The following is a 23853-nucleotide window of genomic DNA, read 5'->3' as shown; positions in this document are numbered from 1 at the left end:
GAAGATAAAACATGAATATCAATTTACAGAACAAAATCGCATTGGTAACAGGTTCCAGTGGAGGGATTGGTGCTGCTATCGCTGGAGCGTTGGCTCGTTGCGGGGCGAAGGTTGCTGTGAATGGCCTGCATAATATGGATCGGGCGGAGGAAGTCGTGGCTACAATCCGGGATGCTGGTGGCGAAGCGGCGGCATTTCAGGCAGATGTGACGGATACGGATGCCATCAGAGCGATGGTTGAAGAGATTACACTCCGTTTTGGCGGTCCAATTGACCTGTTGGTTAACAACGCGGGACATCTGGTGGAGCGAAGCCCCATTGAAACGATGAGTGAGGAGCTGTACAGCCGGATTATGGATGTCAATCTAAAGAGCACCGTTTTTGTCTCCAAAGCAGTCATTCCTGGCATGAGGGCGGCTGGTGGCGGACGAATTATCAATCTGACCTCTGTAGCGGCTCATAATGGAGGCGGGCCGGGTGCAGCGATTTACGCAGCATCCAAGGCGGCTGTCATGGCGTTAACCAAAGGGCTTGCCAAAGAGCTTGCCCCTGGCGGGATTACGGTGAATGCGCTCTCCCCAGGCTTCATCGGACAGACGGCATTCCATGCTACGTTCACCTCGGCGGAAGGTCGATCTTCTGCGTTAAGCAGCATCCCGCTTGGACGGGAAGGGACTCCCGATGATGTCGCAGGAGCGGCGGTGTACCTGTGTTCCGATCTGGGTTCTTTTATTACCGGAGAGACGCTTGAAATCAATGGCGGCATGTATATGCGTTGATGTTACAACATTGTGATAAGGAGGGGACAAAACGATGGAATTGAAGCGAAAGCTTGCAGAAAGATCGTTGTATCAACCCATCACCGGGCCGTTCCATGTGCACTATGCCCCTGACGAGCATACCGTTCTGGCAGAGAATCCGCCAAGGTTTACCTGGATGGCGGCACAGCAGGAGGATGAGAATGCCTATCTGCTGCAAGTGTCGGCGAGCCCTTCTTTTCAGGAAGAAGAGACGATGACCTTTGCGCCGCTCCCGTATAACTTCTTCACGCCAGACCGGGTGTTTGAACCTGGGGATTATTATTGGCGATATGCGCTGCTTCTAGACCATCCAGTGCAGCAAGGGAGCGAATCCGAAGCGGCTGTCTCACAGGAGAAGCAAGGGAGTGAAGTCGAAGGGCATGCCTCGCAAGGGAAGCAAGGAGAAATGTCGGCTTGGAGTGAGGTGCGGCGGTTTACGGTGTCAGCGGGATTACCGGAAACACCGCTGCCTTCCCGGGCACAGCGATATGTTTCCACAGACACGTCTCACCCACGGCTGTGGCTTGGTGAGCGTGGGCTGAATGCACTTGCGGATGCCATTGCGTCAGATGCTACATACTGCGGCTGGGATGCGTTTATGGCAAATTCCGTGGAACCGTGGGCCAAACGTGAGCCCATTCGTGAACCGCAGCCCTACCCGGAGAACAAACGTGTCGCCGCACTGTGGAGGCAAATGTACATTGACTGTCAGGAGGTGTTATATGCGATTCGTCATCTGAGTATCGCTGGGCGAGTGCTTCGAGACGAACGGCTGCTCGAAGCGGCGAAAACCTGGCTGTTACATGTAGCAGCTTGGGATACGGAGGGAACGACCTCCCGTGATTATAATGACGAGGCGGCTTTTCGGGTTGCCGCTGCGCTCGCTTGGGGTTATGACTGGCTGCATGATGAGTTGAACAGTGAAGAGCAGGAAGTGGTCAGGCGCAGTTTGCTGCGGCGGACAGAACAGGTAGCCCAGCATGTGATGGTTCGCTCGAAGATTCATCATGTGCCCTATGACAGCCATGCGGTGCGTTCATTATCCTCCGTGCTTGTACCTTGCTGTATGTCCTTGTTGCATGAGGAGCAGCAGGCTGCAGAGTGGCTGGATTATGCAATCGATTATTATGCCTGTCTGTACTCCCCATGGGGAGGCAGTGATGGAGGTTGGGCCGAAGGTCCGATGTATTGGACAACAGGCATGGCCTATGTGACCGAAGCGATGAATTTGCTGCGAAACTATGCGGGCATCGACTTTTTCCGTCGGCCATTCTTCCAGCGTACCGGAGATTTTCCGTTCTACGTCTATCCGCCTGATGCACGGCGCGCCAGCTTTGGGGATCAGTCTACGCTGGGTGACCCGGTAAACCTGAAAACAGGTTATCTTGTCCGCCAACTGGCCGGGGTTACAGGGAACCGCTGGTACCAATGGTACTTTGAGCGTGTACGCCAATCCGATCCGGGGACAGAGGGAGCTTTTTATAACTACGGTTGGTGGGACTTTAACTTTGACGACTTGGTATACCACCATGATTATCCACAGGTGGAGGAAGAGTCGCCTGTGGACATCGAGCCGCTGAAGTGGTTCCGTGATGTGGGATGGGTAGCCATGCATCACCGGATGGACGATCCGGATGAACATATGATGCTTCTGCTCAAGTCGAGCCGTTATGGCTCCATCAGCCACAGTCATGCGGATCAGAACAGCTTCACTTTGCATGCATTCGGTGAGCCACTCGCCGCGGATACCGGCTATTATATCGCGCACGGAAGCTCCTTTCACCGGGAATGGCGCAGGCAGACACGCTCCAAAAACAATCTGCTGATTGGCGGAGAAGGGCAGTATGCCGAGAATAATAAAGTGCTGAATATGGCTGCAACCGGACAGATCGAAGAGGCCTATTGGCGGGATGGCGATGGTTATGTGCGCGCGGTTGCGACCGATGCCTATGCCAGCACCGTCCCCCATGTGAAACGTGTTGTACGGGAGATTCATTTTCTGCAATCATCCTACTTCGTCATTGTAGACCAGATTGATCTGGAGAAACCGGACAGCATTCAATGGCTGTTCCATGGACTGCACCCGCTACAGTTGAAAGGGCAGAGCTTCCGCCTGAACGGTACTAAGGCGGGGCTTGAGGGGACATTTGTATATGCTTCCTCAGGTGAGCTAGAGCTTAGCCAGACGGATCAATTTGCAGAGGTGGACCCGGCAGAGTACGAAGGGTTGGACCGACATTATCATCTGAGCGCGGAAACGCGGTCTGCCACCAGTCATACAATTGTTACGCTGCTTGTACCATATAAGATCGAGGAGCCGAAGTATGTCCCTTATTTCATCGATGACCAGGATCACGGTATCCATCTCTATTTTACCGACAACGGTGTAACAAAGAAGATCGAGGTATCCAAGACGTACTAGATAAGTGCTGACCTAAAGAAAACGCAATCTCATCTAAAACATCCCCATTGTTGCAGGCGGTGGGGATGTTTTATCATCTTCATGAAAGCGCTTCATATATAAGTGGTACCTAAACCTAAATCAGGATGAAAAGAGGGGTAGCATGAAAAAGTGGATGGTCACAGGCATGGCGCTATTGCTGGCGGCAACCTTCATGGCGGGATGCAGCAAGGGAAGCGGGGCGGAATCCGGTGAGAATGGGGGAGACGGCAAGACGAGATTCTCCATGTCATTGCGAACGTTGGCGTATACGTATGTTGAGAAGTCACCGGACATCAACCAGGATAAATGGGTGAAAAAGCTGGAGGAACTGACCAATAGTGATCTGAAGATCGTGCTTGTGCCTCATAAGGAATATGAGCAGAAAATGGTCCAAATGTTTGCCACCAATGATATTCCTGATGTGGTGCAGGGTGATGGTGGTGTCAACGGCAAGGAGATGGCCGGCTCGGTTGAAGCCGGAGTATTCCAGCCGCTGGATGAGCTGTTGCAGCAGTATGGGCAAGATTTGCTCAAAGCCGTGCCGAAGGAAGCCTGGGACCAGGTCACCCATAACGGCCAGATCTATGCCATCCCCGAATATTTATCCAATCCATCCCGCCGGGCAACCTGGATTCGTAAGGATCTGCTGGATCAAACGGGATTGTCGGTGCCTACCACGGTGGAAGAAACATTGGAAGTGCTGCGCGCCTTTAAAAAGCTTGGCGTGGAGAATCCATATATGGGGCGTGAAGATTTCAAATATGCGGATACCTTCTTTGGTGCCTATGATGTGCAGCAGTTCCTGTCCATGATGGAGCAGCAAGGCGACCAGATTGTACCCAAGTTCATGGATAACGAGAATATGCAGCAAGCCCTGACGGTTTATAAGACGATGTATGAAGAAGGGCTGATTAACAAAGAGTTTGCGACCATTAATTCGACCGTCTTCAAAAATACGATTCTCTCCGGCAAGGCGGGCATGTGGTCCATGAACGCCAACGAACTGATTCAATGGGAGAAGCAGATTAAAGCGTCGGTTCCCGATGCCAAAATCGAAATTATCCCTTCCCCTGTCGGTCCCGACGGAAAGGGTGGTTATTATCTGTACGGTCCGGTGACACGTGCCTACTTTATCAATAAGGATGCGGCTGATCCGACTTCCATTATCCGTTTTTTTAACTGGATGGTTTCCGATGAAGCGGAGAAGTTTTTCACGTACGGCACGGAAGGAGAAACTTACACTGAGGATAATGGCGTGATTTCATACACCGCTCCAACGGATTCCGCTGGCGTGGATGAAGAGCGTTACCGTCAGTCGTTCTTATGGTTTGTACAGGACACAACGTACAATAAAGGATCGTTATCGCTGACAGAAGAAGGCAGGAAACTGATGAATATTTACGATACGATTTTAGCCAAAGAAGGCCGGGATGGCATCAACTTTGATCCGCGGTTGGAGGCCTTTGTGCAGAATCCCGAGATTGCTCCCAATTCGGATACACCTCCTCAAGTATTGCTCACACACATGATCAAGATGGTTTATGGTAAGGAGCCCATCTCCGATTGGCCAAAAGTGGTTGAGGAATGGAAATCCAAAGGCGGCGATCAGGCCATCGAGGAAGCTACGGAGAAATTTAAGAAGGGTGAGGGAGTGTCAGCCCCGCGTCGCTAGAATAGCAGAATGAGTGACTGAAAGCAGTGCAATGAGTCAGTTGAATACGGAGGGGATACAAGTGAAGGACTTGTTCAAAACGTGGACGAAGCGGGCTGTACTTGTTGCCATATCTTTCATACTCATTACCGGTATCGCCATTCCTGTGCATGAAGTCCGGGCGATGGAAGACGATATTCCTCATTCTGTTATCAATGCTGCTGCACAGGAAGAAAATATCCCGGAACCCGAGGGGCCCGAGCTGGAGATTTACGCGGAAAACTTTGATGATCCCGACAATTTTGGCTCTACGGGCGGAATTGCATTGAAGGCACCATGGCGTCAGGATGGTGCGGGCGGGAGCAAGGCCAAAACGTCTTCTTCAACAACCGCACCATCCCAACCCAACATGGTCAAGATAGATGGAACCGATGCACTCGCGCTGCCACTTGATCTGACCGGGTACGGAAACATCCGGCTAAGTTACTACACAAGAGCTTCATCCTATATAAGCGGAAGCGTGATTATTGAATGGTCGAAGGATGGAGGCAGTTCCTGGACGACGTTGGAGACGTTTGAACTTCCTCCAGGAACTCCAGATATGAAGAATAAGGAAGGCAATACCTTAAAAAGCTGGACGCTGGGTTCCGAAGCGAACAATAACAGTACAGTGAATATTCGATTTCGGACAGGAGATGCCATGCAGGCCAACATGTATATCGACAATGTTGCCATTTACGGTCAGGCCATTCCGGGTATAACGCCTGCTCCTTCCCCAGTGCCGCCTGGAGAAGAGGATACTGAGTTTACGCCACCACAAGGAGTGACTTTATACGAGGATGTGGAGATTGGCATGGCTGGTGGGCGGGCGATGTATTCATCCATTGCCGTTCCCGAGACAGCGGCAGCTGAACCGATGCCAGTCATGATCTATATTCACGGAGGTGGGTGGAATCACGGGGATCGGAAGCAGGCATTGAACTCCATATGCAATTATGTACTCAAACGCGGTTACATCGGTGTATCTCTGGACTACCGGCTCACGCCTGAGGCGCCTTTCCCTGCCCAGATTCAGGATGTCAAACTTGCTATTCGATATTTGCGGGCCCATGCCGCCCAGTACAATCTGGACCCAAGTCGTATCGGCGTCTGGGGATCATCTGCAGGTGGTCACCTGGCCGCATTACTCGGGACCACGGGGGACTTGGTCGCTGGTGATCCCGTCGTGCTTGATACAGGAGTCACGGTAGAGGTACCGGATCTCGAAGGTTCTGGTGGATGGCCTGAGTATTCGGACAAAGTGCAGGCGGTTGCCGACTGGTACGGACCCGCTGATTTTACGACGACATTTGCCAATAATTATAGCTCGGTCACGGCTCTGCTTGGCGGTCATCGCGCATTGGATGTACCGGAACAGGCTAGACTTGCGATGCCGGGCACCTATGCTTCACCGGATGATCCACCGTTCTGGATTCGTCACGGGGACGCTGACGCCACCATTCCATACACGGACAGTGTTACTTTTGCAGAGCAGCTTCAATCTGCGGGTGTGCCGATTGTGGATGTGAAGATTGTACCTGGTCAGGGCCATGGATTTACAGGTGCAGCTTCTGAGAATGCCAATGCGGAGGCATGGGCCTTCCTGGATGAACATGTGAAGAACCGGATCGTTACGGAGCCCATTATTTTCAAAAGCAACTCCGAAGATACTTCATCTGGCGAGGGCGAAGATGAAGAAGAACGACCGTTGATGGAGAAGGTCATCGCCAGCAAGTTGCCAACCGACGATGCGGCGATTGATAGCAGCAAGCCTGATCTGAATCTCAATCAAGCTACAGGTTCCAGCACCGGATTACTAAGTATTTCTTCGACTACTTCCACCAAGAAGTATGTTTATTTCAAATTTGATATGACCGGAAATGAGCCAGAAGGAGATCGTTATCGATTACGGATTGCGGCCAAGAAAGGCACTTCAAATACCGATACGGAGTTGTCCCTTTACGGTTTGGATGCTACAGACTGGAATGAATCATCATTAACCTGGTCGAATGCCCCCGTACAAAGTCTGAGCGAAGCTTCGTTGCTGGGAAAATTCCAGGTCACGGCAGATCGGAATGGAAGTCCGGCAGTCTATGAAGTGGATGTAACCGATTATGTGAAGGAACGTGCAAATGTTGGGCAAGTGGCATTTCTGCTCGCGGATGCGGGAGCAACAGGCGTCTCTGTAAACGTCTATACTAAGGAAGCCAACGGAACGAGCAATCCACGTCCACAGTTATCGGTCATTGCTTTAATTGAAGAGGGAAGTGACACGCATTCACCCGAATGGGAGCAGGGAGCCGAGCTGGAGATTCGCAACTGGGGAACGGATTTTGCGGAACTGAGATGGCCCGCTGCCAGTGACGATACGGCTGTATCTGCTTACCGGATTTATCGGGATGGCGTTCTGCTGAGCGAACAAGGTAAGCAGTCATTCCGGGACAGCGGACTTGCAGCTGAAACATCGTACACCTTTCAAGTGAGGGCGATTGATGAGGCCGGCAATGTCAGCACTGCTTTATCAACCGAAATGACAACCCTTGACGTCCCGGTATCGTCCCTGCCTGTGGCTTCCGTCACGGCAAGTGGCAGCGACGGCAACCTTGCTACCAATACCCTCGACAATAACAGCTATACACGCTGGTCTGTTGCAGGAGAGGGGCAATGGATTACATTTGATCTGGGGCAGGTACAGCCAGTGGGTTATGTTGGGATTGGTTTTTACAAAGGGGATATCCGAAAGACATTTTTGGAGATGGAATCGTCTGTTGACGGTGAGCAGTGGACCCAGATATTTAACGGCGAAAGCAGTGGGGATACAACTGAAATGCAGGCGTTTGATATCCCGGACATATCTGCACGTTATGTGCGAATCACCGGACGGGGCAATTCCGATGCAAGTATTTACACAAGTCTGACCGATGTGCATCTGTATGCCCCTTTTGCAGGGGGAGGGACACCTGTGGCTCTGATTCCATACATCGTGCCACAACCACCTGAAGGGACGATGCCCTTTATCGCCCCAGGTCTGACGGAAACAGATGGCACACCACATGTTGTCCATGCTCCACATGCTGTGACTGGACGTACAATTGATGTACGGGATTATGGAGCAGATCCTGCTGACAACACGAGTGATGACCGCCCTGCTATACAGGCTGCGATGGACGAGGCCAACGTTGGGGATGAAGTGTTTTTGCCTGATGGGGTGTACAATTTGTTATCCGGGCCGGATGGCAGCACCAATCTGATGCTCAAATCCGGGGTGAATCTGAGAGGTGAGAGCCGTGAAGCAACCGTGCTCAAGACATCGCTGGATCAGGTGACGGGAAGTGCCGTTCTGAAAGCATCGGCTCAGCATAGCATACTCGTATCCAACATGACCATCACTTCATCCTGGTCCGGTAGCTACACGACCGATCATCAATCCAATAACCCCTCCGCTGGGGGCCCGGATAGCATGATCCACATCGCCAATTATGGCGAGGCACCATCGTATGACATTACGATTGACGGCGTGATTGTGGAAAAGTTCAAACGAATGGCGATCCGCATTGAGCACAGTCGCGATGTTGTTGTGAAGCATGCAACCTTCCGCAATGCAACAGATCTGGGCCCTGGAGGTTCAGGTTACGGTGTGTCCATTCAGGGGACTGCCAAAACCGATCGACTCGGATTTGACAATGATACGTTATGGAATGTGGTGGAGGATAGCGTGTTTGAGGGGCCTTATCTGAGACATGGAGCGTTGATCCAGTTTGTGGCCCATAATAACGTACTGCGTGGCAATACTTTTAGCGGAACAATGTTGGACGCCATCGACCTTCATGGTGAACTGGAGTATTTAAATGAAATTTCCGGCAATGTCATTACGGACGTATTGACAGGTGCAGGGGTTGGGCTTGGCAATACCGGGGGTTCGGCGCCCAGCAACCACAGCAAGTCTGGCAAAGGGAACTACATTCATGACAACACAATCACGAACAGCCGAATCGGTATTTCGGTAACCATGGGTACCCCCGATACCCTAATTGAGGATAATCTCATCGAGAATACCACTATGATTGCAGAGGCAGCAGGGATCAAAGTGTTGAACGGACCGGGCACGGTGATTCGCGGCAATGTAATTCGTAACAATACGGCGAGCAGTTACTGGGGTGTGAGGCTTGAGCGCGACAAAGGTGATGCCGGAGCAGGCAATGTCGGCGAAGGGGACCCTGAGAATGTGTGGATTGAACATAACCTTATTGAAGGGAATACAAACGGAGTCGGCCTCTTTGCCGGAGTAAACATTCTAATGAAGGCCAACATTCTAAACAATGTAGATGAGGACTACTACAAAGCAGCAGGTGTTACAGTTACCGAGTTATAAAGAATCAGAACAAGTAGCCTGGCAGGCGTCTATATAAGTTGAAGCTCAATATTACACCATACTGCAATCGGAGTGATAAGGTGTAACATTTATAGTTCAACTTATATAGCCTGATAGGCTACTTTTTGTTATGAATCCTTAATTTAAGATTCACCCTAAAGGTTCGTCCTATTCACAACAGGCTGCCGATTCTGTCCATGAACAGCTCAAGTCGGTAGAGCAGATCAAGGCATCTGCGACTATTTTGTCTGATGTGTCGACAGAGCTCCAGACCTCACTTAGTCCGTTTAAGATATAATATCTGTTACAATAGGGAAAAGGAGGGACTACAATATGGCCCCTGATAAAACAAAGCTTTTCCCGAATGAGAATATTCGTACGGTGTGTTACATTCAAAACCTGCCGCCGCGTTCCAACGTGGACATCGGTGATTATACGTATTATAGCGATAACACGAATCCGCCAGAGCAATTCTATGACCGGATACAGCATCATTATGACTTTATTGGTGATCGCCTGGTCATTGGGAATTTCTGTGCAATTGCGGAAGGTGTGACCTTCATTATGAATGGTGCGAATCATCGGATGGAGGGTATGACCACGTATCCGTTCAACATTTTTGGTGGAGGATGGGAGCGTGTGACACCTACACTGGAACAACTTCCATATAAGGGTGACACGGTACTGGGGAACGATGTATGGCTTGGACAAAATGTAACGATCATGCCTGGTATCACGATTGGAGATGGGGCAATCGTTGCCTCCAATTCAACCGTTGTTAAGGACATTGAACCCTATACGATTATTGGTGGTAATCCAGCCAAGACTATTAAAATGCGTTTTGACGAAGAGACGATTGCACTGCTGCTGGAATTGAAGTGGTGGGATCAGGACGAGGAATGGCTGGATACGCATTTGGAACGTCTTGTCTCTACATATGATCTACAGATCTTGCGCGAACTTCTGAACAGCACATAGGATGGTTGTGCACAAAAGACAAAAAAAGCTGGTTCCTGACAGAGCCGGCTTCCAAGCAAATCAGGCCCTGGACCGTTTTGAGCGGATCAGGGCCTCTTGTTGTCCAAGATGAAATGTTAATTTAGCGGGTGGATGGTCGTAGGTTGCAATCAGACTGTACTGATGGGGGCTTTAAATGAGTATGAGCTTCTGCATGATCCGAGTTTGTCTGTTTGCCTGAGTAAAAGTTAATAATATCATCAACGGTAGTAAACACGACATTTAAATCCATATTATCATTGTGTGTTTGAATAAAAACCTCTTTTCAATGGGTTGTTACGTGGTTTAATTTAAAGCTTCTTTCATACTTAAGCCTGCTGTGAATACAGGAACTTTACCTGCAGGTAGTTGAATTTCTTTGCCTGTTTTCCGGCTTTTTCCTGTTCTTGCCTCACGCTTCTGTACTTCGAATTTCCCAAATCCAACAACTTGAACTTCTTTGCCTTCTTTGAGAGCTTCGAGAATCGAGTCCAGTACAACGGTTACAGCTTTTTCAGCATTCTTCTTGGAGAAACCGCCAGCCTTAGCTACTTCTGTGATCAATTGTTCTTTATCCATGGGGAATACCTCGCTTTCAATCTTGGGATGTGAAATCTTTTCTTTACTGTGCAACATATGTGTAAATAAAAAGCTGCCTTATTAATAAGGCAGCTTTCATATAATTAAAGTTTAGTAACGTTCTCAGCTTGTGGTCCACGGTTACCTTGAGTTACTTCAAATTGAACGCGTTGACCTTCGTCCAAAGATTTGTAACCTTCACCTTGAATTGCACTGAAATGAACGAATACATCTGTTCCTTCTTCAGTTTCGATAAAGCCGAATCCTTTATCCGCGTTGAACCATTTCACTGTACCTGTTTGCATGTGATTCCTCCAAAAAATAAGTTTTTAGCCGATCATTATGACGAGTATAATTTAAAATTGACACTCACCTGGTGCATTTAAACCACGAACTTGATGTCCGCTAATGTATCGATTAATATGATAATACCATGTCCGCTAATATAAGTCAAGATTTGGAGGTATTTTCTAATGAATCAGTCATCAGGGATTTCGGTGCAGCGGGAACCGACGATAGAGGAATTCGTACATATGCTTGCCAATGAGGGAGAATTGCATCCCAAAACCGTGAAGGAATATACAAGTGATCTGAAACACTTTATCGAATGGTACAAGGAAAGCACCATGCTCAACGAAGAGTTCTCACTGCGAATTGAAGATGTGGATACATCCACTTTAGTCAGTTATCGTGAAAATGCTCACAACGTTATGTTATTGAAACCAGCCACCATTAACCGGAGGTTGATTACGCTGAAGCGTTTTTTCAAATGGGCTGTCTTGGAATCCAGGCTCAGTCATGACCCTTCCAAACCATTAAAATTCATTCCGGAAGACAAAGTAAGTCCACGCCGAATGACATTTGAAGAAGAGCAGGCATTCCTCGCGGCAGTGGAGTACGGTAATTCCCTTCGTGATCAGACGATCCTGACCCTAATGTTTCACACAGGCTTGCGAACGATGGAGGTATGCAACCTCAAGCCTCAGGATATCGAACTTGGTAGACGAAGCGGTCACCTGACAGTGAGAGCCGATAAACGCAACGTGCAACGTAAGATCCCTTTGAATATACAGTGTGTTGTCATGTTGAATCAGTACTTATCCGATCTTGCTACCAATCCTGCTTACCTTTTTCCTTCAGAGAAGACAAACGATCGTTTAACGGAGAGAGCATTGCGACACCTGATTAAAAAAGTAATGATAACAGCAGGGCTGGAAGGATTGAGTTCACACGATCTGCGTCATCGTTTTGGCTACGCCATGGCTGAGCATACGCCACTGCACCGTTTGGCCGAGATAATGGGACACACCAACCCAGATACAACCATGATTTATTTTAAAGCATTAAGTACGAATCATCGTAAAGAACAAGAATGAAGACTGAATTATAGTCAGAATCAAAACACCTCTTATTAGAAGTACTTCGAAATTTCCCGTGTTTGTATTACTTTAACCTACCTTTAGCATTCATATACGATCCTTCACATTTCACTTAGGCACTGCCCGACAGGGTTGCCTTACCTCCAATAAAGAAAGCGATTACATATCCCTGATAATATTGTATATTATGATGGCAACCTTGGAACAGATCAACGCTGAGCCTTTGCATTTTGCTTCAATTCGTTGAGCAATAAGAAATCAAATGGATTCACAATGCTACATATATATTCGTTTATATTCGTTGGTAGGGCATAAGGCAGGCATTAAAAGGGAGGAATCCAAACGTGTACCGGGTACTGCTGGTGGATGATGAAGAAGATGTGCGTGAAGGACTTGTTGTAGAGGTCGATTGGGAAGCGCTCGATCTGCGGATAGTCGGTTTGGCTGAGAATGGGCGGGAAGCATTGGAGATGGCGGAGAGGGTAGAGCCGGACATTGTGGTGACGGATATCAGCATGCCATTCATGAATGGTCTGGAACTCGCACAAAGATTGAGGAAGCGTAATCCACTCGTGAAGGTGGTCATTTTGACTGGTTATGATGAATTTGATTATGCGAGGCAAGCCATCTCGTTAAGTGTGGATGAATATCTGCTGAAGCCTTTCTCGGCAGGACATCTCACCGAACTGCTCACAAGATTGCGCGCCCAGATGGCGGCTGAAGTGGCTGAGCGTGAAGATGTACAGCAGCTGCGTGAGCACTATCATACCAGTTTGCCTTTATTACAGGCAGATCTGATGGCGACCTTGCTCCATCGGCAGAAATCCTCGACATATATTCATAGTAAAGCCAAACAATGCGGATTGGAGCTGACAGGAGAACGTTATGGTGTGTCCGTATTGACACTGCATATGGAAGGAGATGTGCAGAAGGAGAAGTCTGAGGGAGTATTCAGCGAGCCTTCACAGCGACATAACAAAACAACATCCGAGGTAGCGGATCAGTCTGAGATATCCATTCCCGGAGGTTCCTTGCGTCAATCTGAGGATGCTGAACTGAAACGCTTTGCTGCACTTAACATTGCGGCAGAAGTTTGGGCGGAGCATGGGGCTGGTCATGCCTTTATGCATCAGGAGACGATTGTCCTGCTCTATGTGGATCGTACGGGCGGTACAGATGGAGCGAAGCGGCAACAGAAGGCATTGGAAAATGTGATGCGCAGCATCAACCACTATTTACGTATCCCGGCTACGGTGGGATCTGGTCAGATTGTCGATACACTCGCGGATGTGAATCATTCCTATGAAGATGCCCTGCTGGCGTTGGATTATCGGCTTGTACCCGGGACAGATTCAATCATATACATTGCGGACGTGGAGAGACAGACGGCGGGCAAGCTGCGATTCGACGAGTTGAAGCAGCAGACGCTGACACGTTGTCTCAAGGCGGGTACACAAGCAGAGCTGGAGGAAGCACTTGCGATCATTTTCCGGGAAATTAACGTGGAACACGGGCGAAGTGATATTCAGCTCTATTTAATTGAAGTATTAACAACAGTATGGAAGGCTGCACAGGCATCAGGAGAAGCGATGGAAGACATCTTTGGTGCAGGATTCCAGTTGTATGCGGATTTGTTCCGACTGCCGGGACTCACTGAGGCACAGAAGAAGGTACAGGAGGTCTGTCTACTCGTGCAACATCGCATTGCGAGCGGACGCCAGCATGTATATAAGGATATTGTCGAGCAGGCGTTAGTCTTCACCAAGGAGCATTATGCCGACCCGGACCTGTCCATTCAGAAGGTGTGCGGGCATTTGCATATCAGCTCCGGTTATTTTTGTGGCATTTTCAAAAAAGAGGTGCAACTTACCTTCCTGCAATACCTGATGCAGATCCGAATGGAGGCAGCGCGTGAACTGCTTCGCTCGACAGAGCTGAAGTCGTTTGAGATTGCGGAGCAAGTTGGCTTTGCCGAACCAAATTACTTCAGTTTTTGTTTCAAAAAACATATTGGCGTCTCGCCGAAAGAATATCGTAAACAGGCTTCCCAGGCGGCAAGTGAAGGTTCGATCCGATGAAGTTCTTGTCCAGATGGGTGAAGTCCATGGGACCTCAATTACGCTCTCGTCTGCGTTCGTCCAGAGTCAGCAGTATCCGGTTTATTATAACGTGGTCCTTTTCCGTCTTCATCGTCTTGGTGCTGACCATCATGGCGATGCTTCTGCATGACAAGTTCACGCAGGCTGCCGAGCGAAGTGCGGAACTCACAACGAGACAGATTGTGGATCAGGTCAGTTATAACTTGGAGGATTACGTCCGCAGTATGTCTCATCTGTACCGTGCCATTGAGGAACACATGCTGCGTGACGGGACATGGGAAGGGGAACTGGTGGACAAACAGCTCGACACACTGCTCAGCAGTCGTGAAGATATCATCTCGATTACTCTGCTTGATTCCACGGGGAAATTGCTCAAGAACCGACCTACAGCCGAATTAAAACCAAGTGCCCATGTGACACAGCAAGGGTGGTTTCAGTCTGCGCTTCGTGTGCCGGATCACCTGAGTTTCTCGTTACCTCATATTCAGAACATGTACACAGGCCCATATAAATGGGTCGTTTCCATGAGCAAAGGCATAACGATACGGCAGAATGGTCAGGATCGGCAGGTTATTTTGCTGGTCGATATCAATTTCAAACAGATGGATGAACTGAGCCGCCGGGTCAGCCTGGGGCAACGGGGATATGTCTACATCATCGATGAGAGTGCGGGCAATATCGTGTACCATCCGCAGCAGCAATTGATGTATATGGGACTCAAAAGCGAGAATATCGAACAGGCTTTGGTGGCTTCCGGCAGTTACGAAGATGAAGCAGATGGGCAGAAAAGGCTGAATACCGTAAAGTCCGTTGCCAATATCGGGTGGAAAATCGTCGGTGTTGCTTATCTGGATGAGATTATGACCACTCGTCAAGAAGTGAACGGATATCTCATTCGTGTACTTGTCGTTGTACTGGTGCTGGTCATTCTCGTATCGCTGTTTCTTTCCTCCAGTCTGACTCGTCCGATCCGGCGAATGGAACGTAAGATGAAGGCCGTGGAGCGCGGAGATTTCACCGTGGAGTTGCCTACTACTGGGCCGCTTGAAGTAGAACGTTTATCCCGTCGCTTCAACCTGATGGTCAATAAAATTCGCACCTTGATGGATGAGATTATCCATGAACAGGAACAGAAGCGGCGTCTGGAGCTGGAAGCCTTGCAGGCCCAGATCAATCCGCATTTTTTGTATAATACGCTGAATTCCGTCGTGCGCATGGTAGGCATGAGCCGCAATGAGGAAGTGATCACGATGATCACGTCTCTCTCTCGCCTGTTCCGCATCAGTCTAAGTCAAGGTAAAACGATCATTACGATCAGGGAAGAGTTGGAGCATGCGCAGCATTATTTGACGATTCAGCAGATGAGGTTCAAGCGCAAATTCAACTTTACGATTAAGGCCGATGATACGCTTCTGGATTGCCTGACATTAAAGCTGGTGCTTCAACCCCTAATTGAGAACGCCATTGTTCATGGCATCGAGTACCACATGGACGAAGGAAGTATTGAGGTTGATGTTTATCGTGAGGACAACAAGCTGGTGTTTCGCATTACAGATAATGGGGTCGGCATGACGGAAGAACAGATGTCGGGATTATTGAGTGGCAGTCCGGTTGTCAAAAGCGGTGCAGGATCAGGCGTAGCTGTACGCAACGTACATGACCGAATCCGGCTCTATTATGGGGAGGCATATGGCCTTGAATTTGCAAGTGAGTTGGAAGAAGGCACCACGGTCTGGGTTCGGATTCCCATTCAATGGCAGCAGAAGGAGGGCGAGCCTGATGACAGACAACCAAGTGAATAGGAACGATGCCCATAGAGTTAAAGGATTGAATATCCGTAAGTTTTGGAAAAAGGTTGCTACGAGCTTCCCTGGAATCCGGAAACATCGGTTAGTAACCCAGACAGCTGCAAGCTGCTGTCTGCTCATATGCAGCGCCTGTGGCCTATCGAGTCCCGATGCTACGGCAGCACCGCCACGTATCGCGCTGATTACGCCAGCTGGGACAGGGGAACTTGCGGAAGCTATCCGGCTTGGCGCCGAAGCGGCTGCCAAAGAGAGTGGAGCTGAACTGATTACCGTGGAAGCATACCCTTCCGATGGTGATGTGTACACGCCTGCCATTCTGGACTCTGTGGGTAGTCAGTTACAGGTTAAGCAGGCCAAAGTGGGACGTGTAACGTTGTCTCGCAGTGCGCGAGAGCAGGCTCAAGTGGAGGCCGCCGCATCGGCTCTGAAGCAGGGGGCATCAGCTCTATTGGTTGATCCCCTAAGTGAGAAGGCCCTTAGTGACATCATTCAGGAGGCACAGACAACAAATTCCGATGGAACCATTGTTCCTGTCATTGTGCTTAACGATGAATTCCCCGTGAAAGGCATCACCAGTTTCATCTCGATGGATAATGTTGAGGCGGGAAGACAGGCCGGCCAGGCTATGGCGGAGCTTCTGGAAGGGAAAGGGCATGTGGCCTTATTGGGCCCCGATCCTCTTAATTCTGGTCTGATTCAGAGAGAGCAGGGAGTTATGGAAGCCTTGGTACAGTATCCTAATATTCAAGTGGAACCCAAATCGATATGTAATACACGGGATGGATGTTGGCAGACTGCGAAGCAATTGCTGGACCAGCAGGAGGTGGATGGCTTCATTACTCTTCAAGAACCTGCTTCTCTGGGGGCAGCTGATGAACTGAATCGACGAAAATCTGCGGACAAGGTAAGGATTGTTGGATTCGGCAGTGAACAACAGCAACTGGAGCAATTGCAAGAAGGGGTCTTTGATCATCTCATCGTCCAGAATGGATACAGTGCAGGTTATCTGGGATTGAATCAAGCCGTTGCGCGGCTGAACAATCAACAGGTGCAAGCGAGAGTGTTACTTGAGACCAAGCTGGTTAGTACAGACAATATGTTCTGGATGGATAACCAGAAGCTGTTGTTTCCTTTTGTACAATGAACCAATGCCGGAACGAATGCTGAATGAAGAATTAAGGTGTTTGTTAACTTGAGGAAGATTTCGATAGAACAGGTGAAGATATTGTATTCGAATTTAATGTAAACCCTTTCATAATAAAGACATCGGTGAAGCCGAATGAACTTGGGGGAGGTCATTAGGATATGAAGAAAACATGGATGACACTGTTGATTACGGCATGTATGGTTGTGGCGGCGGGGTGTAGCAGCGGCGGAGACAGTGCAGGTGGAAGTACGGGAACAGATACAGGAGGCCAGACAGCAGCCGGTACGGAAACGCCGAAGATTGGTGTTGCCATCTACAAATTTGATGATACATTCATGACGGGTGTACGTAATGCCATGACCGCAGCAGCGGAAGGTGTTGCGACTCTGGATATCGTGGATAGCCAGAATGCACAGCCGACCCAGAATGAGAAAGTGGATCTGTTTGTGTCCAAGAAATACAATGCAATGGCCGTGAACCCGGTGGACCGGACGGCGGCAGGTGTCATCATTGACAAGGCCAAGGCAGCGAACATTCCGGTGGTATTCCTCAACCGTGAGCCAGTAGCTGAAGATATGAACAAGTGGGATAAAGTGTACTACGTAGGAGCAAAAGCGGAGGAGTCGGGTACGATCTCTGGACAGCTAGTTGTGGATTACTGGAAAGCACATCCGGAAGCGGACAAAAACGGCGATGGCAAACTGCAATACGTCATGCTGAAAGGGGAACCGGGTCACCAGGATGCAGAGCTTCGGACCAAATATTCGGTTCAGGCGATCCAGGATGCCGGTATCGAAGTGGAAGCACTGGCGGAAGACACGGCGATGTGGGATCGGGTGAAAGGTCAGGAGAAAATGCAGGCATTCCTGGCTTCGCATGGTGACAAGATCGAAGCTGTTCTCGCAAACAATGATGACATGGCCTTGGGAGCCATTGAGGCATTGAAGGCAGCCGGTTACTTCAAAGATGGCAAATCCATGCCGGTTGTAGGTGTGGATGCAACAGCTCCAGCCATTCAGGCTCTCCAGGATGGCACAATGCTGGGCACGGTGCTTAATGATGCCAAGAATCAGGGTGCAGCCACGGTGGCACTGGCTTCCGTACTTGCCAAAGGTGAGACACCAACAAAGGAAAATACCAAATACGACATTACAGATGGTAAATACGTCTGGATTGCATACAAGAAGATTACAAAAGACAACATCGCCGACGCCCAATAACAGCACGAGACAGGGACGTCCGACATTCGGGTAGCGTCCCTTTTTTGCCGGTCATATGGAAGGGAGGAACCAAGATGGAGTCACCTTACCTGCTGGAGATGAATGGAGTTTCCAAAGCATTTCCGGGTGTGCAGGCACTAAGTCAGGTCACATTGAAAGTGAAGCCGGGGACGGTTCACGCCTTGATGGGAGAGAATGGAGCGGGGAAATCCACACTTATGAAATGTCTGTTCGGCATGTATCACCCGGATGAAGGAACGATACGTATCGAAGGAAAGAATGTGGATATTCCGAATTCCAAAGCGGCACTTCAGCAAGGCATATCCATGATTCATCAGGAGCTGAATCCGGTCCCGCATCGTCCGGTGATGGAGAATATCTGGCTGGGTCGTTTTCCGATGAGGGGAATACTGGTGGACGAGAAACGGATGTATACCGATACGCTGGCCCTGTTCAAGGACTTGAACCTGGATATTGATCCGAAGGCTCAGGCTGGAACACTGTCTGTCTCCAAAATTCAATCCATGGAAATCGCCAAGGCGGTCTCTTTTCAATCCAAAGTCATCGTCATGGATGAGCCAACTTCTTCCCTGACAGGCAAGGAAGTGGATCAACTCTTCGCCATTATTAATGAACTGCGCAGTCGCGGCGTATCCATTATCTATATTTCACACAAGATGGAGGAGATCCTGACGATCTCGGATGAAGTGACGATCATGCGTGATGGTTTCGTTGTAGGAACTTGGGATGCTGCAGATTTAACAACAGATCTGATCATTACACGTATGGTTGGCCGTGATCTGGACGAACGTTTCCCGGAACGGACGAACGTACCCAGTGAAGTGATATTAAAAGCCGAGGGTCTGACATCAAGCCAGTCCAAGTCGTTTTGTGATGTATCTTTTGAGCTGCGAAAAGGAGAAGTGCTTGGCATTGGCGGCCTGGTTGGAGCACAGCGGACAGAACTGATTGAGTCCTTGTTTGGACTGCGCGGACTCGCTTCAGGTACGATTTCGATTCATGGGCGCAAGGTGAAGATTAACTCCCCCGCAGCAGCGAAGCGTCATAACATTGCGTTGCTTACGGAAGAACGAAGGGTTACAGGGATATTCCCTGTGTTGTCGGTGTATGAGAACACGATCATTGCCAGTCTGGGGCGCTACCGAAATCGTGTGGGCTTGCTGGACGAGAAAAAGGGCCGCGAAGAGGCACGTGAGCAAACGCAGAAGTTTAGAACCAAAACGCCTTCAGTTAACACGCTGATTCGAAACCTGTCTGGCGGTAATCAACAGAAAGTTCTGCTAGCGCGCTGGTTGCTGACCGACCCGGAGATTCTGTTGCTGGATGAACCGACACGTGGAATCGATGTAGGGGCCAAGTTTGAGATTTACACCATTATTACGGAACTGGCTCGTCAGGGCAAAAGCATTATCATGATTAGCTCGGAGATGCCCGAACTGCTGGGTATGTCGGATCGCATTATGGTGATGAGCGAAGGGCGTCTCACTGGGATAGTGGACGGAGCCGAGGCAACTGAGCAGGATATTATGAGGCTGGCCGCGCAGCAGCGGATGGCTTAGTCAGGAGGGAAACAGATGAACACACAGATGATCAATCAAGTGAAACAATATGTAACACAGCGCGCCATTTTTATCGTACTGATCCTGCTCATTATTGGTATCGCGATTGCCGATCCGAATTTTCTGGCCTTCTCCACACTGCGGGACATCTTGCAGCAGTCCTCCACACGGGCCATTATTGCGCTCGGTGCAGCCTTTATCCTTGTCACGGGCGGGGTCGATCTGTCCGCTGGACGGGTGGTTGGTCTGACGGCGGTTGTATCGGCATCGATGCTGCAAATTGACGAGTATGCCAATCGCTTCTTCCCCGATCTGCCCCAGTTGTGGGTGGGTCTGCCGATCCTTGTCGGGATTACCGCGGGTCTATTCGTGGGATTGGTAAATGGACTCATTGTCGCCAAATTACATGTGCCACCTTTTATCGCAACGCTGGGTACGATGGTTGCTGTGTACGGACTCAACTCCATTTATTTTGATACGGAACCCAACCAGTCACAGCCGATCGGAGGATTGAGACCCGATTTTACCGTCATTGGCTCTGGATACATTGATCTGGGCGGAGGTTATTCCATCCCGTATATTGTCCTCATTGCGATTGCGGTGGCGTTAATCTGCTGGGTGATCTTTAACAAAACCCGGCTCGGCAAAAACATGTACGCGATTGGTGGCAACATTCAGGCGGCGCATGTATCCGGGATTCATGTGGCACGCAACCTGGTTGCCCTGTATGCCATTGCGGGTGCACTGTACGGTTTGGGTGGTGTGCTTGAGGCAGCACGCACAGGTGGAGCAACAAACAATTACGGTAACATGTATGAGTTGGATGCGATTGCCGCATGTGTTGTAGGCGGCGTATCAACGGCGGGAGGTATTGGAACGGTACCTGGGGTTATGGCGGGTGTGCTGATCTTCGGGGTCATTAACTATGGTCTGACGTTTATTGGTGTGAGCCCATACTGGCAGTTGATTATCAAAGGATTGATCATTGTTGCTGCGGTGGCTTTTGATATCCGTAAGTATATGGCGAAAAAATAAGATGAGCCTCAAGAGGTTACACCAGTCACTCCGATGACAGAACAACCTTCTGATCGCTGTTATCCCCAGATTTTTTTGATTCCCTTCTAAAGAAGTGAAAATCCGGGGATAGCCTATGCTTCCGATGCAGCTTTCTTTCAGAAAGCTTTTAGGCGAACGCTCCGCTTCTTCAGGTTATTTCTGTCCTCTACGTTATCGTGTAAATAATTTGTTCATCTTATATGGAAAAGCAGCAAAGAAGCCAGCTCTCGGGATATAGAGAGCTGGCTTTAATTGTTTAACCATTGACCATCCAATCGATAACGGGGATAACTGGTCCAATGATGCATAAGAGCAACATAAATCCGGCGACGTTATAAGATACACTTGTACCGAAATGCGCACGATATTTTTTGGCGATCAAGAAGGCTGGAATCCAGAAGAGGGCTGCTACTACAAAAGGAATGTGAAGTCCTTGAGTTCCGTTGCTATAAATAGGTATGTTTATTAAGTTTAAAAGATAATGACTGATCATAAAATTTGTTTTGCCCCATTGGAAGTTAAAGGCAAGACCCATCAATAGTACGAGTAGAGAGAGCGTTCCGGGGCCCAGTGGTTTTCGTTGTGTTGTCATGTAATATCCTCCATAACCAAGTATTTATCCTAAATTAATCCATTAATGTATTGTACCACAATAATGATCTATGCGAAGAGGAATTGTTTCACTTTTGTTGATTACAATTACATCATATGTCCTATTGCCTTCATAATTTATACATTCGTGCGAATTTGACGAGCCTCCACTAATCGACAACATCAGCTAATCATAATCGATATAATACATGTACATAAGTTGTTTGATGTGAGTTTTATGTCAAAGGGGGCGAGGCTGTTTGCTTAGTTACACGATGAAAATGGTGATATTCCCGCTAGGTTGTCTGCTTGTCATTCTGTCCTCTTATGTTCTCAGGCTTACCCCTAATATGGCAATAATGTCACTTTCGGCGACATTATTGGTAGCAAGTATTTATGGGGAGAGACGATATCCTGTGCTGCGAAAATTTCAGTGGGTTTTTCTCGGGATATTCCACTATTTCAGTGAACTGAACTGGTGCAACATGCTGTATTATATGCTCATTATTTCAATGATCCAGGACAAACCAAGGTTGGCACAGAGCTTGCCGATTTCGTTGCTGCTTATGCTGCAATATACGTTGATTCGGCTTTCGTATGTGCCTGTAGATACATATGCTTTGCTGGTTTCATTATTTGACCTGTTAACCTCGGTTGTTATCATTTTTTTGTATCATACCTTAATCAACAGTGAGGTCGAGAAGCGCAGGCTTCGGGAAAAGAATCGGTTCCTGACCCTGCATGATCCGCTTACCGGACTGTTGAATTACGAAGGTTACATGGAGATGTTACATAAGACAGTAGAAGAGCAACGGTCTTTTTTGCTTGTCCTTTTGAACGTCAATAACTTTAGCGGCTTTAAAAAAGATTCAGAAGATCCTTGGTGTACGGTGATCACAGGTACAGGCCAGATGATCAGCAATCATTTCACCGAGGCCTATGGCATATCCCGGTATGCAGGAGACCGATTTGCAGTCGTTTTGCCAGAGATACAGGATGTGGAAGAACGAATGTCGTCACTGTTATCCGTGCAGCTTCAAGGACTCCAGGTAAGCTACAGCATCTCCCTGTACCCGGAAATGTCGGATTCGTTGCAGCACTTTATGACGGTTGCTGAAGATAGGCTGCTTCAACAACAGCGTAGCAAATGGCTGAAAAATGAAGAAGAAGTATTTCGTTCCGAAAGACTAAGGGCTGTGGGTGAACTGGCCGCAGGTATGGCTCACGAAATTCGAAATCCGCTTACCGCAATTCGGGGATTCCTGCAGTTGTCACGTGGACAAGCGTTTAATATCGCGCCATGGTATGAAGTGATTATGGGTGAGGTGACAAGAGTAACCGATCTGACGGCTGAATTTTTGCAGTTTTCCAAACCACATGCGAATCACATGAAGCCTGAACATTTGGGTCTCTGCCTTGAACGAGTGATGTCTTTGACCGAGTCAGATGCGGCATCCCGAGGGCATCAAATTACGCTTGAAATGACTGATGAGCCAGTTGTAATCATCATGGATCGAGATAAAATTGTGCAGGTATTGATCAATCTGATTCGTAACGCTTTTGAAGCAATGACAGACCCTGGTGAGGTTCATATGGATTTGTTGCAGGACGGAGACGCAGTACTCATTTCAATTACAGATACAGGAAGCGGCATTCCGGAAAATTCGCTATCCACCATCTTTAATCCATTTTATACAACCAAAGAAGAAGGTACGGGACTTGGACTTGCACTCTGCCAGAAAATCGTTCAGGATCACAATGGTAAAATTACCGTCCATAGCGAAATGGGGGTGGGTTCCACCTTCACGCTTCATCTGCCAATGGAGACGTAAATCATATAACTTACCCAGAGATAGCAATTAAGTAGTCATTAGACAAAATAAAAAAACGCCGTATGGGTCCTGAAGAACCCCATGCGGCGTTTAATATTTCGATTAACCTAATGTGCGGAGACCACATCGGTTCAGATCAGACTATATTGGGTTGAACTAATCATTTACACGTAACGGAGAGGACAGAAAAAACTTGAAAAAGCGGAGCTGAAGGGGCTGTCCCATAAGTCATAAAAATGGCTAGGGACAGACCTGTTTTCA

General features: G+C 48.8%; 16 protein-coding genes. 13 read left to right on the top strand and 3 right to left on the bottom strand.

Going from position 1 to position 23853, the window contains the following annotated elements; translation table 11 throughout:
* The first annotated feature begins 11 nt into the window (after positions 1 to 11).
* From AC6CIF_RS18065 to AC6CIF_RS18045, 5 genes are all read left to right on the top strand, one after another.
* Complete coding sequence (locus AC6CIF_RS18065; RefSeq protein ID WP_498200856.1) at positions 12 to 779, top strand: SDR family NAD(P)-dependent oxidoreductase; 768 nt, start codon at positions 12 to 14, stop codon at positions 777 to 779.
* A gap of 34 nt (positions 780 to 813) precedes the next feature.
* The gene (locus tag AC6CIF_RS18060; RefSeq protein WP_498200855.1) at positions 814 to 3222 is read left to right on the top strand and encodes a DUF4962 domain-containing protein; all 2409 of its coding nucleotides are present in this window, start codon (positions 814 to 816) and stop codon (positions 3220 to 3222) included.
* Between the two features lie 142 nt (positions 3223 to 3364).
* Positions 3365 to 4915 (top strand): extracellular solute-binding protein, encoded by a 1551-nt coding sequence (locus AC6CIF_RS18055; RefSeq protein WP_498200853.1) that lies wholly within the window; start codon positions 3365 to 3367, stop codon positions 4913 to 4915.
* A 13-nt stretch (positions 4916 to 4928) separates the two neighbouring features.
* Positions 4929 to 9305 carry an alpha/beta hydrolase fold domain-containing protein gene (locus tag AC6CIF_RS18050; protein ID WP_498200852.1) on the top strand — a complete coding sequence of 1459 codons (4377 nt, stop codon included), beginning with the start codon at positions 4929 to 4931 and terminating at the stop codon, positions 9303 to 9305.
* 333 nt (positions 9306 to 9638) lie between these two features.
* Complete coding sequence (locus AC6CIF_RS18045) at positions 9639 to 10283, top strand: Vat family streptogramin A O-acetyltransferase (protein WP_498200851.1); 645 nt, start codon at positions 9639 to 9641, stop codon at positions 10281 to 10283.
* Between the two features lie 324 nt (positions 10284 to 10607).
* Here the strand turns inward: AC6CIF_RS18045 and AC6CIF_RS18040 are convergent, their stop codons facing one another.
* Both AC6CIF_RS18040 and AC6CIF_RS18035 read right to left on the bottom strand, forming a co-directional pair.
* Positions 10608 to 10880, bottom strand: a complete 273-nt coding sequence (locus tag AC6CIF_RS18040) for an HU family DNA-binding protein (RefSeq protein WP_076214360.1) — start codon at positions 10878 to 10880, stop codon at positions 10608 to 10610.
* A gap of 104 nt (positions 10881 to 10984) precedes the next feature.
* A complete protein-coding gene (locus AC6CIF_RS18035) occupies positions 10985 to 11185 on the bottom strand; it encodes a cold-shock protein (protein ID WP_017690333.1) in 201 nt (66 codons plus the stop codon).
* A gap of 168 nt (positions 11186 to 11353) precedes the next feature.
* Between AC6CIF_RS18035 and AC6CIF_RS18030 the strand changes: the two genes are divergently transcribed.
* From AC6CIF_RS18030 to mglC, 7 genes are all read left to right on the top strand, one after another.
* A complete protein-coding gene (locus tag AC6CIF_RS18030; protein WP_076214363.1) occupies positions 11354 to 12256 on the top strand; it encodes a tyrosine-type recombinase/integrase in 903 nt (300 codons plus the stop codon).
* A 347-nt stretch (positions 12257 to 12603) separates the two neighbouring features.
* Positions 12604 to 14337 (top strand): response regulator, encoded by a 1734-nt coding sequence (locus AC6CIF_RS18025; protein ID WP_498200850.1) that lies wholly within the window; start codon positions 12604 to 12606, stop codon positions 14335 to 14337.
* A 26-nt stretch (positions 14338 to 14363) separates the two neighbouring features.
* On the top strand, positions 14364 to 16160 hold the full coding sequence (locus AC6CIF_RS18020) for a sensor histidine kinase family protein (RefSeq protein WP_498200849.1): 1797 nt from the start codon (positions 14364 to 14366) through the stop codon (positions 16158 to 16160).
* Positions 16138 to 17310 (top strand): substrate-binding domain-containing protein, encoded by a 1173-nt coding sequence (locus tag AC6CIF_RS18015; protein ID WP_498200848.1) that lies wholly within the window; start codon positions 16138 to 16140, stop codon positions 17308 to 17310. Before AC6CIF_RS18020 ends, AC6CIF_RS18015 begins: the two co-directional genes overlap by 23 nt.
* 161 nt (positions 17311 to 17471) lie before the next feature.
* Positions 17472 to 18533 (top strand): galactose ABC transporter substrate-binding protein, encoded by a 1062-nt coding sequence (locus AC6CIF_RS18010; RefSeq protein ID WP_498200847.1) that lies wholly within the window; start codon positions 17472 to 17474, stop codon positions 18531 to 18533.
* A 74-nt stretch (positions 18534 to 18607) separates the two neighbouring features.
* A complete protein-coding gene (locus AC6CIF_RS18005; RefSeq protein WP_498200846.1) occupies positions 18608 to 20113 on the top strand; it encodes a sugar ABC transporter ATP-binding protein in 1506 nt (501 codons plus the stop codon).
* 15 nt (positions 20114 to 20128) lie between these two features.
* On the top strand, positions 20129 to 21148 hold the full coding sequence (mglC, locus tag AC6CIF_RS18000) for a galactose/methyl galactoside ABC transporter permease MglC (RefSeq protein ID WP_036606383.1): 1020 nt from the start codon (positions 20129 to 20131) through the stop codon (positions 21146 to 21148).
* A 277-nt stretch (positions 21149 to 21425) separates the two neighbouring features.
* On the opposite strand, the gene AC6CIF_RS17995 is transcribed toward mglC, so the two are convergent.
* On the bottom strand, positions 21426 to 21761 hold the full coding sequence (locus AC6CIF_RS17995) for a hypothetical protein (protein WP_498200845.1): 336 nt from the start codon (positions 21759 to 21761) through the stop codon (positions 21426 to 21428).
* A gap of 415 nt (positions 21762 to 22176) precedes the next feature.
* On the opposite strand from AC6CIF_RS17995, the gene AC6CIF_RS17990 reads away from it, so the two are divergent.
* On the top strand, positions 22177 to 23592 hold the full coding sequence (locus AC6CIF_RS17990) for an ATP-binding protein (protein WP_498200844.1): 1416 nt from the start codon (positions 22177 to 22179) through the stop codon (positions 23590 to 23592).
* Positions 23593 to 23853: the final 261 nt, after the last annotated feature.

The organism is Paenibacillus sp. GQ49 (assembly GCF_059759055.1).
This window is presented reverse-complemented; position numbering and strand designations above follow the sequence as displayed.